The 12,387-nt window shown below is 63.3% G+C and carries 10 protein-coding genes; 4 read left to right on the forward strand and 6 right to left on the reverse strand.

Annotated features, from left to right (window positions below):
• Complete coding sequence (locus EP376_RS00115; RefSeq protein ID WP_127653513.1) at positions 1 to 633, forward strand: NAD(P)H-dependent oxidoreductase; 633 nt, start codon at positions 1 to 3, stop codon at positions 631 to 633.
• Positions 630 to 1,418 (forward strand): creatininase family protein, encoded by a 789-nt coding sequence (locus EP376_RS00120; RefSeq protein WP_127653514.1) that lies wholly within the window; start codon positions 630 to 632, stop codon positions 1,416 to 1,418. The genes EP376_RS00115 and EP376_RS00120 overlap by 4 nt, the downstream gene beginning before the upstream one ends.
• Positions 1,419 to 1,638: 220 nt before the next feature.
• Here the strand turns inward: EP376_RS00120 and EP376_RS00125 are convergent, their stop codons facing one another.
• The 4 genes from EP376_RS00125 to EP376_RS00140 form a co-directional block, all read right to left on the reverse strand.
• Positions 1,639 to 3,177, reverse strand: a complete 1,539-nt coding sequence (locus EP376_RS00125; protein WP_127653515.1) for an ABC transporter substrate-binding protein — start codon at positions 3,175 to 3,177, stop codon at positions 1,639 to 1,641.
• A 131-nt stretch (positions 3,178 to 3,308) separates the two neighbouring features.
• Entirely contained in the window at positions 3,309 to 3,989 is a 681-nt protein-coding gene (locus EP376_RS00130) for a GntR family transcriptional regulator (RefSeq protein WP_127653516.1), read from the reverse strand.
• A 349-nt stretch (positions 3,990 to 4,338) separates the two neighbouring features.
• Positions 4,339 to 5,307 (reverse strand): ABC transporter ATP-binding protein, encoded by a 969-nt coding sequence (locus tag EP376_RS00135; protein WP_127653517.1) that lies wholly within the window; start codon positions 5,305 to 5,307, stop codon positions 4,339 to 4,341.
• Complete coding sequence (locus EP376_RS00140; protein WP_127653518.1) at positions 5,304 to 6,323, reverse strand: ABC transporter ATP-binding protein; 1,020 nt, start codon at positions 6,321 to 6,323, stop codon at positions 5,304 to 5,306. Before EP376_RS00140 ends, EP376_RS00135 begins: the two co-directional genes overlap by 4 nt.
• Positions 6,324 to 6,698: 375 nt before the next feature.
• Between EP376_RS00140 and EP376_RS00145 the strand changes: the two genes are divergently transcribed.
• The gene (locus EP376_RS00145; RefSeq protein ID WP_127653519.1) at positions 6,699 to 7,673 is read left to right on the forward strand and encodes an ABC transporter permease; all 975 of its coding nucleotides are present in this window, start codon (positions 6,699 to 6,701) and stop codon (positions 7,671 to 7,673) included.
• A gap of 19 nt (positions 7,674 to 7,692) precedes the next feature.
• On the forward strand, positions 7,693 to 8,631 hold the full coding sequence (locus EP376_RS00150; RefSeq protein ID WP_127653520.1) for an ABC transporter permease: 939 nt from the start codon (positions 7,693 to 7,695) through the stop codon (positions 8,629 to 8,631).
• A gap of 15 nt (positions 8,632 to 8,646) precedes the next feature.
• Here EP376_RS00150 and EP376_RS00155 read toward each other — a convergent pair whose 3' ends face one another.
• A complete protein-coding gene (locus EP376_RS00155) occupies positions 8,647 to 10,533 on the reverse strand; it encodes an ABC transporter ATP-binding protein (RefSeq protein ID WP_127653521.1) in 1,887 nt (628 codons plus the stop codon).
• The gene (locus tag EP376_RS00160; RefSeq protein WP_127653522.1) at positions 10,530 to 12,350 is read right to left on the reverse strand and encodes an ABC transporter ATP-binding protein; all 1,821 of its coding nucleotides are present in this window, start codon (positions 12,348 to 12,350) and stop codon (positions 10,530 to 10,532) included. The genes EP376_RS00155 and EP376_RS00160 overlap by 4 nt, the downstream gene beginning before the upstream one ends.
• Positions 12,351 to 12,387 lie beyond the last annotated feature (37 nt).

Below are 12,387 nucleotides of genomic sequence, written 5' to 3' on the forward strand. Positions count from 1 at the left end.
ATGCGCGCACTTGTCGTTTATTGCCATCCCAAGGAGGGCTCTTTCACGGCCGCGGTGCGCGACACGGTTCTTGGCCGGCTTGAGGCCGCGGGGGCCGAGGTTCGTCTTCACGATCTCTATGCCCAAGGGTTCCAGCCTGTTCTGACCGAGGCCGAATGGACGGGCTATCTGGATGCGCCCGCCAACCGCAGGCCCGTGGCCGATCCGGTGGCCGATCTGCAATGGTGCGACACGCTGATCTTCGTCTATCCGACATGGTGGTACGGGCTGCCGGCGCTTCTCAAGGGCTGGCTCGACCGGGTGTTGTTGCCGGATGTGGCGTTCCTGATGCCGCAGACCGAGGGCGAGACGATCCGACCCGGCCTTCACCATATCAAGCGCATGGGCGTCTTCACCACCTGCGGAGCAAGCCGGTGGCTGACCTTCCTTGTCGGCGCGCCGGGCAAACGGACGCTGATGCGCGGCGTGGGGCTGTTGCTCGCGCCACGGGCGAAGAAGGTCTTTGCCGCCCATTACCTGATGGACAGCGCCAAGCGGCCCAGCCTCGAGGCGCATCTGCGCAAGGTCGCGGCCAAGACGGACAAGCTGATCGGCACGCGGCGCACAGCACCCCTCAAGGAGGCCGCTTCATGAGCCGCCACTGGATCGATTACCCCGCGACCGATCTTCGGATCGATCCCGACCGAACCATCGCGATTCTGCCCACGGCCGCCGTGGAACAGCACGGCCCGCATCTGCCGGTGGGTGTGGATACAATGATCAATCAGGGGCTGTGCGATCTGCTGGCCGAGCGCTGCCCGGAGACGCTCGATATCCGGCTGCTGCCGGTAATGGCGGTGGGCAAATCGAACGAACATCTCTGGGCGCCGGGCACTCTGACGCTGACGGCGGAGACGGCGCTGCGGGCCTGGACGGAGATCGGCCTGTCGGTGGCGCGCGCGGGCGTGCGCAAGATGCTGATCCTCAACTCCCACGGCGGCAACGCCGATCTGATTTCCATCGTCTCGCGGGAGTTGCGGGTCAGGGCGGGGATGTATTGCGTGCGCATGGGCTGGGGCGCGGGTGGCATTCCGGACGGGCTCTTTGGCGCGCAGGAACTGGCACAAGGCATTCATGGCGGCGACAACGAAACATCGCTGATGCTGCATTTCCGGCCCGAGACGGTGGATATGTCGAAGGCCGAGGATTTCCGCTGGAGCCACAGCCAAGGCGATATCCCGCCCGTGGGCGCGATCGCCCATGGCTGGATCGCCTCGGACGTGCATCCCGCGGGCGTCGCGGGCGAGGCCCATCTGGCCACCGCTGACAAGGGCCGCGTGACGGCAGAGCATTACGTCCGGCAGGTGATCGATGTTCTTGACCAGATCACGGTGCAGGACATCAGCGGCTATGCCCCGGTGCCCGATCCGTTCCGATAGGTGACGGCCCGCCCGATCCGACGGCGCGTCAGGCATCGAACCCGACCCCGAATTTCGTCCCGGCAGTCGACGGTGGGCCCGGTGCGCGGCATTCCCAGATTTCCCGGATATGGCCCTGCGCGGGGCCATCGGCGGGTGCCCATAACAGGTTCGGGCGCCCGGTCTGATGATCGGGCGCCCGAGACTGTGCATTCCGGCGGCGTGCCGCCGGAGAGGGACCTTAGTTCAGGCCGGCATTGAACAGATAGACCTTCTCGTCGGGACGCGGGGTCCAGTCGATGCGGTTGCTGACGCCATAGAAATCGGGCTGGAAGTAGAGGTGCAGCCACGGGCCATCGTCATAGAAGACCTGCAGCATCTCGTCGACGATCTGCCGGGTCTCTTCCGGCGTGGTCGCGTTCGAGATGTCCTCCCAGCGGTCGAACCAGCGCGGATCGTCCCAATGGGTGTAGTTGGTGCCACTGTCGACACGGGCCAGATCGGTCATGTCGTAGAGCGGGGACCACAGGGCGCCACCGGAGCCGATGAAGTAGAGCGGGCCTGCGTTACGCTCGCGGATCAGCGGGATGTAGACGCTCGACCATTCCATGATCTGAAGGTCCACATCGAGACCCACATCCTCGAGATACTGGGTGATGGCCTGCACGACGCTGACGTCGTTCAGATACCGGCCCTGGCCTGCCTGGAAGGCAATCGAGAAACGGGTGCCGTCTTCGCCGCGCGGCCAGCCTGCCTCGTCCAGAAGCTGTTCAGCCAGTTCCGGGTCATAGGGGTAGGGCTCGAGGCTCTGGTTTGCGTTGGGCGGGTTGACGATACCGGTCATCCGCTCGCATTCGAAGTTCAGCAGCTGACGGCAGATCGTCGGCACGTCCACAGCGTATTGCAGCGCGCGGCGCACGTCCGCATCCTGGATCGCATCGCCACCTGGCTCCATCGCCATGGTGTCGCTGAGGTTGAAGCCGACATACATCCGGCGCGTGCCCTGGATCGGGTTCACCTCGGCGCTGCCGGAGGCATTGATCACGTCCATCTGGTCGGGGGCGACGTTGGTGATGATATCGACGTTGCCGGCGATCAGTTCGGCGGCGCGGGTCGAGGCTTCGGGAATGATCCGCCAGACGATCGTGTCGAAGGTCAGGCTTTCATCCACGGCTTCGAGAACGACGCTCGATCCGCGGTTCCACTCGGCCATCCGGTAGGCACCGGATCCGATCGGGTTGGAGACCGCCTCGTCGTTGCTCATCGCTTCGTAGCTGTCCTTGCAGTGGATCAGCACCTCGGCGATCAGGCCGAACGCGATGGGGTTCTTGCGTTCGATATTGATCTGCACCCGCAGATCATCGAGCGCCTCGGCGTTCTGGAAGCCGATCGACGAGAACACGAAACCGGGCGTGTTGCCGGTAAAGGCATTCGCGGGGTCCGCGGCCCGGTTGAAGGTATAGGCCGCGTCTTCCGCCGTGAGCGGCTCGCCGTCGTGGCAGGTCAGCCCCTCTTGCAGCGTGTAGATATAGCCGGTGCCGTCCTCGGTGATCTCGAGGCCGGTCGCCAGATCGTTCTGCACGTTGCCTTCGCCGTCGATGGTCTGCAGCGTGCCGAAGATGTGCCGGGCAATGTTTGAGTTGTCCCTCGACGAGATCGTGGCTGGATCGAATGTCGTGACGTCGGCGCTCAGACCAACCGTTATGGTCTCGGCCTGCGCGGCCCCCGCCGCAAGGAGGCATGCAGCCCCCGTGGCCAGGAGGTTCAGTCTTCGTGGCATTGGCTTTCCTTTCACCTGTTGGGTGGTCGTTCGAGGTTTCGCCCGGCCCTTGTGATCGGGTCGTCTGGCGGCTTTGTGCTGCGATCCCACGACCCGACGGCGCGAAGTGCCATATGTCACGATGTGGGAAATCACAGATCTTGCACGATTGTGGCTGGATCAAAGGCGGCCAGCGCTCGTGTGTGCTCGGAAATCAGGGCAATGGCACGATCGGCGTCGCGATCCTCCAATGCCTTGACGATGGGCGGGTGATTGCTCGCAATCTGCTGGAGGTTCCGCTCGTCGCGGTTCCGCAAAGCCATGATCTGGTGGATGCGAAGATAGAGGTTCTTCCAGGAGGCGAGCAGAAGGTCATGATCGGCCAACCGGATCAGCGCGTGGTGGAACGCCTCGTCGGCGGCCGTAAGGGCGTCGTAATTGTCGGCCGCGGCGGCAGCGTTCATCGCCTCGCAATATTCATGCAGCGCATCGACCGGCACCCCGCTGTCGAGGATCCGCCGAACGGCCATCACTTCGAAGACTTCGCGCAGCGAATAGGTTTCGGCGACTTCCCGCGCGGTCAGCGGTTTCACGCGCTTGCCCTTGTAGGCGATCGTCTCGACAAGACCGTCGTTTTCCAGGATCTGGATCGCCTCGCGGATCGGCGCCCGGCTGACGTTCATCTGTTCGGCAAGGGCCGTCTCTACAAGCCCGCTGCCCGGACGCAGGCGTCCGCTCAGGATGGCACTGCGCAAGCGGTTGGCGACCTGCACGCGCAGAGGCACGTTTTCGATGGGCGCGATATCGTCGGGCAAGAGCGTCACGTTGCTCATATGTCTGTTCCTCCAGTGTAGCCTCGATATCCCGGACAGGCGTTTCCGCCTCCCGCCGGGAAATTGACGCTTCCTAGAGACAGCTCACGCGACAAGGCAACTCCTATCGATGTGACGCAGGTCGATTGCCGACAACCGCGGTTCTGTCGCCATGCTGAGGCGACATTTGTAATGCAGGTTGTGGAGTGTCGACAATCCATAAGTGGACAATGGGGGAGTTGGAAAACGCTTGTCAAGTATTCTTGAGCCGGATCCGGGTGGGCTGATCCTTCGTGAGCCGAGATGCACGGGAATCGGGCGACGCGGGCCGGGCAGGGCAGCCTGCCGCGTCGCGATCCGCTGCGTTTTCTCAGGTGGTGTGGATACACGCGCTCAGATGACCTTCGCCGATCTTGCGCAATTCGGGCACGATCTTGGCGCATTCCTCCGTCGCCTTCGGGCACCGCGTGCGGAAGACGCATCCGCTGGGCGGATTGATCGGGCTGGGGATGTCACCCTTGAGCACGATCCGCGAGCGCCGGCGACCGGGCTCGGGGATCGGCACGGCCGAAAGGAGCGCCTGCGTATAGGGATGGTTCGGCCGGGCATAGAGATCGGCCGCGGTCGCGATCTCCATCACGCGGCCCAGATACATCACGATCACCCGGTCGCAGATATGTTCGACCACGCCCAGATCGTGGGCGATGAACAGCATGGTCAGATCGAGATCGTTCTTCAGATCCTCGAGCAGGTTGATGACCTGCGCCTGGATCGACACGTCAAGCGCCGAGACGGGCTCATCCGCGACGATGAAGTCGGGCTCCACGGCGAGGGCCCGGGCGATCCCGATTCTCTGGCGCTGACCGCCGGAGAATTCGTGCGGGAACCGGTCGAGGTGATCGCGCGACAGGCCCACCTTTTCCAGCAGCGACGCCGCCCGGTCCTCCTGTTCGGACGGGGTGCCGATCTTGTGAAGGCGCAGCGGATGGGTCAGGACCTCGCGCACCTTTTCACGGGGGTTCAGGCTGGCATAGGGATCCTGGAAGATGATCTGCATCTTCTTGCGGTAGCGGCGCAGTTCCTGCGTGCCCATGGCCATGACATCGGCACCCTGAAATCGCACCGCACCGCTCGTGGCCGTCTCAAGGCGCAGGATCGTGCGGCCGACGGTGGTTTTTCCCGATCCGCTTTCGCCGACAAGGCCCACGACCTCGCCCGCGCCGATCTCGAACGAGATGTCGTCCACGGCCTTTACGTTGTTCACCACGCGGCGCAGCACGCCGCCATGGATCGGAAAGAACTTGCGCAGTTTGTCGACTTGCAGAAGCGGCGCGGTCATGAGGCTTCTCTTTCATTCAGGGTCAGCTCGCGCCAGCGTGCGCACCGGATCATGTGCCCGTCGCCAGCCTCTTCGAGCGGGGGGATCGCCGATCGGCACAGATCGGTGGCAAAGGCGCAGCGCGGGTTGAACCGACAGCCCGACGGCAGGCTTGTCAGGGCCGGCACCGTTCCGGGGATCGCCTTCAGGCGCTGCTTTTCGATCGAGGAGCCAAGCCGCGGGATCGAATTCATCAGCCCCGCCGTATACGGCATCCGCGGGTTGCGGAAGATGTCGACGACGCCGGCCGTCTCGACGACCTGGGCGGCATACATAACCACCACGCGGTCGGCGACTTCGGCCACCACGCCCAGATCGTGGGTGATGAAGACGATCGCCATCCCGAGTTTCTTCTGAAGATCGGCCATCAGTTCCAGCATCTGGGCCTGGATCGTCACGTCGAGTGCCGTTGTCGGTTCGTCGGCGATCAGGATGCGCGGTTCGCACGCAAGCGCCATCGCGATCATTGCGCGCTGGCGCATGCCGCCCGACATCTCGTGGGGGTAGTTGTCCACCCGGCGCCGGGGTTCGGGAATGCCCACGAGATCGAGCATCTCGATCGCACGGGCGCGGGCCTTGGATTTCGACAGGCCTTCGTGACGGATCACCATCTCGCCGATCTGCTGACCGACGGTATGGACGGGGTTCAGGCTGGTCATCGGCTCTTGGAAGATCATCCCGATTTCCTTGCCCCGGATCTCGCGCATCTGCACATCGCTCAGCTTGCTGATCTCGCGGCCATTGAGCTTGATCGAACCGGCAGTGATCCGGCCGATATCCTTGGGCAGAAGGCCCATGATCGACAGGCTGGTTACCGATTTTCCCGACCCGCTTTCTCCGACGATGGCAAGCGTTTCCCCGGCATTGACCTCGAAACTGACGCCGTCGACCGCGCGAACGGATTGCGTCTTTGACAGATCGAACGTCGTTTGCAGGTCACGCACCTCCAGCAACGGTGCATCCGTGCGGGGGGTCATCTCAGACTGCATTTTTCATTCGTCCTCTTTCGTGGTCTATCGCGGGGGAGGTGATTTGCATGGTATGGGACGTGCGGACTTTTTGGGCGCTCCCGCCCGTCGGAGGGCCACGGTTGGCCATCCTGTCCGATTTCGCAACTTGCCAGCTTGACGCTCCCCGGTCCGCGTGATTTTGTTGTCATACTGTCGACAATCTATGGGATACTTTGGGAGAACAAGGATTTGATTGTCAAGCACCCCGGCACCGATGTCACCGCGAAAGTCAGGATGCGCCCAGCCCGTGGGCAGGCCATGCGCAATAGCGCCGAGCGATGCCGCACGATGTGCTTTTGTCCGGAGCCGCTCAGACGGCCGAACGTTTAGGGAATTCGGGGTATGTGGACATTTCTGGTAAGGCGCCTGCTCCAGAGCATCATCGTTCTGATCGGCGTGACGCTGATCAGCTTCGTGTCGCTCCAGATCGGGGGCGACCCGACCTATCTTTTCGTCTCCGAGAATGCCTCGTTGGAAGAGATCGAACGCACACGTGCCGCGCTGGGTTTCGACAGGCCGTTGCACATCCAGTATCTCAGTTATGTCTGGAATGCGCTTCAGGGTGATTTCGGAGATTCGCTCAGCTACCGGCAACCGGCGATGGGCGTCGTCATGGAGGCGATGCCCGCGACGATCGAGCTGACGATCTTTTCGCTGTTTCTGGCGATCGCGCTGTCGATCCCGCTGGGGATCTATGCCGCTCTCAAGCGGGGAAAGCCCGCCGATGGCGGCATCATGACGCTTGCCATGCTGGGTCAATCCATCCCGAATTTCTGGATGGGCATCATGATGATCATGTTCTTCGGGCTCTATCTGCGTTGGTTCCCGATATCGGGCCATGTCCCGTTCCTCGAGCCGCTTTTCGATGGCGACTTCGCGACCGCGTTCCGCAACCTGCCGCAATCCATGTATTACATGATCATGCCGGCGATTGCCGTGGGGACATATACCTTGGCGCGCAACGCGCGGCTGGTTCGGTCCTCGATGCTCGAGGTTTTGCAGCAGGATTACGTCCGGACCGCGCGGTCCAAAGGCATCTCCGAGAGGCGCGTGATCCTGCATCACGCGATGCGCAACGCCTGGCTGCCGGTCGTGACGATGATCGGGCTGGAATTCGGCTTCCTGCTGGGCGGTGTCGTCGTGGTCGAGACCGTATTCTCCTATCCGGGGATCGGCAGGCTTGTCTTCAACGCGATCAACCAGCGCGACATTCCGGTGGTTCAGGCCTCCGTCATCCTGATTGCCGTCATTTTCATCCTTTTGAACCTGATCGTCGATCTGATCTACGCGCGGCTCGATCCGCGTGTGAAACTCTGAATCTGGGGCATCACCGCACATGACCGATACCACACCCGCACCGAGCGCCGCCCAGACCGGAGATGTCGGCGGTCTTCCCGTGTCCTACCGCCGCCGGGAATTGCGCCGCGCCTTTCAGAGCATGGTGGCCAGCCGATGGGCGCTGGTGGGCATGCTGATCCTTGTCGTCGTCTGCATCGTGGCCATCTTCGGCCCGGCCATGGCGCCCTTCGATCCCAACCGCCAGAACATCATCACCCGTCTTCTTGAACCGGGCAGCCCGGGGCGCGGCGACGCGGTCTACTGGCTGGGGTCGGACCATCTGGGCCGTGACGTGCTGTCCCGCCTGCTTTACGGGGCGCGGGTCTCGCTTCTGGTGGGCGTGGCGGCCATCGCCGTCGGTGGCACGATCGGCACGATCGCGGGGCTGGTCTCGGGCTATTTCGGGGGCTGGATCGACGATGTCATCATGCGAATCGGCGATATCCAGCTGGCCTTCCCCTTCATCCTTCTGGCGATCATGTTCCTCGTCGTTCTGGGGCCAGGTCTGATGAACATGATCCTTGTTCTGGGGATCGGGCAATGGATCACCTATGCCCGGATCGTGCGCGCCCAGACGCTGAGCCTGCGCGAAAAGGAATATGTCGAGGCTGCTCGCGCCATGGGTGACAGGACGATCTCGATCCTGTTCCGGACGATCCTGCCCAATATCATGGCGCCCCTGACGGTGATCGCCTCGTTCAACGTGGCAAGCGTGATCCTGTCCGAGGCAGCGCTGTCCTTCCTCGGGCTTGGGGTCCCGCCGGATGTGCCCACATGGGGCAGCATGCTGTCGGAAAGCCGCGATCACCTGTTGTCGAACAAATGGTGGCTGGCGGTGTTCCCGGGGCTGGCGATCGTGTTCACGGTTCTTGCCTTCAACATCATCGGCGACTGGCTCCGGGACTTCCTCGATCCCCGGCTCAAGGAAAACGGCTAGAGCGGCGCGGACGTCTCAGGACGCACGACCACTGGCCTCGGCCACGGGCAAATCATCGAACGAGGCATAATTCGCGCTGTAAAGTTGGGCATAGAGCGCGTCATTGGCGATCAGTTCGTCATGCGTGCCTTGTTCGAGAACCTCGCCCGCCTGCAGCACGATGATCCGGTCGGCGTCGCGGATGGTGGCAAGCCTGTGGGCGATCACCACGCCCGTGCGCCCGGTCAGCAATGTCTTGAGGGCCTTCTGGATCAGCATCTCGGTATAGCTGTCGATGCTGGCCGTCGCCTCGTCCAGAACAAGGATGCGGGCGTCGGCGACCAGCGCGCGCGCAAAGCTGATCAATTGACGCTGCCCAAGCGAAAGCGCGCCACCCCGTTCGCCCATCACGGTGTCATAGCCCTCGGGCAGGGCGCTGATGAAGTCGTGCGCGCCCACTGCGCGGGCCGCCTCGATCACGTCCTGTTCGGTCGCGTCGGTCTTGTTGTAGCGGATGTTTTCCATGACCGTGCCGCTGAACAGATAGGGTTCCTGCAACACCATCGCGATCTCACGACCAAGCGAGGCCTGTGTCACGTCCCGCACGTCGTGGCCCCCTACGATGACCTGCCCCCCCTGCACGTCGTAGAACCGCTTGAGCAGGGACATGGCGCTGGATTTGCCCGACCCCGTGGGGCCCACAAGGGCGACCGTCTCGCCGGGCTCGACGCGGAAATTGACGCCCCTGAGCACCGGATTGGACGGAGAATAGCCAAACGTCACGTCGCGAAACTCGACCGATCCGTCCATGTCATGGGGAAGGTCGGTCGCATCCTTGGCATCGGTGATATCGACCTTCACATCGAGAACCTCGATCAACCGCGAGCCCGAGGCCATGGCCCGTTGCATCACCGAATATTGCATCGTCAGCGACCGGATCGGATCGAAGAACCGCTGGATATAGAACAGGAACGTGACCATCACGCCCACCTCGAGCCGCCCTGTCAGGACCATCGAGCCGCCCAGAACGACCACCACGGCCATCGCCGTCCCGGTCAGCCCGTCGACGATGGGAACCATGACCTGCGCGAATTTCGACGCGGTCCTGTTGGCCTCCAGCGTCGCACGCGCCTTGTCGGCGTAAAGCTCGAAATTCACCGGCTGGCGTTCCATCCCCTGAACGGTGCGCACGCCGTGAATGGCCTCGGCCAGCGCGCCGTTGGCCACGGAATTCGCCTCGTGCGCCGCCATGAAGGCCACCCGCGCGCGGGGCAGCCATGCCACCCGAACGGCAAACAGGACCGGCAGCACCAGAAGCGTGAGCAACCCGAGTTGCCAGTCCAGCCAGAGCATGGCCACGATGATCCCGATCAGCAGGACAAGGTCGCCGACCGACAGGACCGATGTTTCCAGAAATTCCTGCATCGCATTCACATCGCCCTGCAGGCGCGACATCAGGCGGCCGACCTCGGTCTTGTCCATGAAGGACAGCGATACGTCCTGCAGGTGGTCGAACATCGCCGTCCTGATGTCGAAGAGGACATTCTCCGCGGCCTTTCCGACCACGTTTTCCTGCACCCAGGAGGCCGCGAAATTGATCGTGATCGTCAGAGCGAATAGCCCAAGGGACCACGCCAGCGCCGCGCGCCCCGCCGCATCGCCCGACAGGCCGCTGTCGATGGCGCGCCCGATGATCAGAGGGATGGCCAGCTGCGTGGCCGTAAAGACCAGAACGGCGAGGATCGAGATGACGAGTTGCCGGCGATAGGGCCGGACAAAGACCCAGATGCGCGACAGGATGTTGCGGTCGAAAAGGCGGCCGAACATCTCTTCCTCGATCCGGTGCGATCCCACGACCGCGCGCGGCGGGCGGCGTCCGTTGTCGCGGACGTCGCCGCGTTCGACTTCGAGTTCTTCGGTCATGGCGTGTCTTCTGTTTCATCGGGACGGATCTGCAGATCGTGCAGCGCCCGGTAGCGCCCCCCGAGGGCAAGGAGTTCGGAATGCGTGCCCTGTTCGACGACGCGACCCGCCTCGATGAACAGGATGCGGTCTGCATGCATCAGCGAATTCAGCCGGTGGGCCACGATGATCGTCACGCGATCACGGGCCTGCGCCTGGATCGTCGTCCGGATGCGATGTTCGGTTCCGGCGTCGACGGCGGCCGTGCTGTCGTCGAAGACGAGGATCGCGGGCCGCAGCATGAGCGTGCGGGCGATGGTCATGCGCTGGCGCTGACCGCCCGAAAGCGAGACGCCCCGCTCGCCCACGATGGTGTCATAGCCGGCGGGCAGCGTTGCGATGAACTGGTGCAGTTGCGCCGACGCACTGGCATCGACGATCTGTGACGGCGGCGCCCATGGGTCTCCATAGGCGATGTTGTTCTCGAGGCTCGTGGTGAACAGAAAGGCGTCCTGCTGCACCACGACCACCGAATGGCGCAGCGAGCGGAGCGTGACGTCGCGGATGTCCTGCCCGTCGATCGTGATGGCGCCGGAACTCACCTCGTAGAAGCGCGGGATCAGGTGCGCGATCGTCGATTTGCCGCTGCCGGGCGGGCCGATCAGGCCGATCGTCTCACCGCGTCTTGCGGTGAAGCTGACACCGTTCAGCGTGGGTGTGACGGCGCCTGGATAGGTAAAGCCCACGTCCTCGAAGCGCAGCACCCCGTCCGAGACCTCCAGATCGGGTGCGCCGGGCGTGTCGGTGATCGCAAGGTCGAGGTCGAGAAGGGCAAAAAGCCGTTCGCCGCAGGTCGCGGTGCGGGCAAAGGAATTGACCAGCATGCCCAGCTGACGAACCGGCATCTGAAGAATCGTCATGAAGGTCAGGAACGAGGCCAGCGTGCCCACCGTGATCTCGCCAGCCACGACCTTGCCGCTGCCGACCCAGAGGACCAGCCCCATCGCCATCAGGAACGAGAACGTCATCGCACTGGTGTTGCGCACCCGGATGCCGACCCTCTCGTGCGCCAGCTCCAGCGCGCTTTCCGAGGCGGTCGCGTATTTCTCCATTTCGTGGCGCTTGGCGCCAAAGGCGCGCACCACACGGATGCCGGCGAGGTTTTCTTCCATCACGCGGCTCAGCACCGAAAGCCGGTTCTGCAATTCCAGCCATGTCCCGCGCAGCTTGAGCTGGCTGACCGACGACCGCCACGCCACGAAGGGCACGAAGCTGAGGGCGAACAGGCCGAGGACAAGGTCGGTCGACAGCAACAGATAACCACCGAACCCGATCAGGACGCTCAGAAGAACGATCCGCACCAGCCCGGTGGAAAAGAACATCCGGACGCCTTCGAGGTCGAGCATCCCCAGCGTGATCAGGTCACCGGAATGCACCCGGTCGTGAAAGCCGAAGCTGAGGCGCTGGATTTTCTCGTAGTAGCTGAGCCGCAGGCGGTAGGCGACCATATGGCCAACGCTTTCGCTGAAATAGTTCTGAAAGACGGTGAACGCGCCCCGCGCCATGGCCACAAGAAGCACCAGCCACGCGGTCTGCCACAGCGCCTCCTGCGCTGCCGCGGTCCCGCCATCGACAAGCATCTGCGTCTGATCGACCGCGCGTCCCAGAAGGATGGGGATCAGCAGCTGAAGGCTGGCCGCCACAAGCGTCGCGATGATTGCGACGGCCGCGATGACCGGGCTTTGCAGCGACAGCCGCGTAACGCGCCAGATCGTGCGCATCCCCGCGCGCCATCCGACCGTGTCGGTCGGGCGCATGATCTCGTCGGCGATCGTCATGCCGTCTTGTCCTCTTGCACTGGCGTATCGGGGCTGG

It is taken from the genome of Alexandriicola marinus, assembly GCF_004000435.1.
In the GTDB taxonomy this organism is placed as follows: Bacteria; Pseudomonadota; Alphaproteobacteria; order Rhodobacterales; family Rhodobacteraceae; genus Alexandriicola; species Alexandriicola marinus.

Coding starts and splice junctions, on each gene's coding strand:
- EP376_RS00115 (WP_127653513.1), top strand. CDS start 1: ATGCGCGCACTTGTCGTTTATTGCCATCCCAAGGAGGGCTCTTTCACG.
- EP376_RS00120 (WP_127653514.1), top strand. CDS start 630: ATGAGCCGCCACTGGATCGATTACCCCGCGACCGATCTTCGGATCGAT.
- EP376_RS00125 (WP_127653515.1), bottom strand. CDS start 3,177: ATGCCACGAAGACTGAACCTCCTGGCCACGGGGGCTGCATGCCTCCTT.
- EP376_RS00130 (WP_127653516.1), bottom strand. CDS start 3,989: ATGAGCAACGTGACGCTCTTGCCCGACGATATCGCGCCCATCGAAAAC.
- EP376_RS00135 (WP_127653517.1), bottom strand. CDS start 5,307: ATGACCGCGCCGCTTCTGCAAGTCGACAAACTGCGCAAGTTCTTTCCG.
- EP376_RS00140 (WP_127653518.1), bottom strand. CDS start 6,323: ATGACCCCCCGCACGGATGCACCGTTGCTGGAGGTGCGTGACCTGCAA.
- EP376_RS00145 (WP_127653519.1), top strand. CDS start 6,699: ATGTGGACATTTCTGGTAAGGCGCCTGCTCCAGAGCATCATCGTTCTG.
- EP376_RS00150 (WP_127653520.1), top strand. CDS start 7,693: ATGACCGATACCACACCCGCACCGAGCGCCGCCCAGACCGGAGATGTC.
- EP376_RS00155 (WP_127653521.1), bottom strand. CDS start 10,533: ATGACCGAAGAACTCGAAGTCGAACGCGGCGACGTCCGCGACAACGGA.
- EP376_RS00160 (WP_127653522.1), bottom strand. CDS start 12,350: ATGACGATCGCCGACGAGATCATGCGCCCGACCGACACGGTCGGATGG.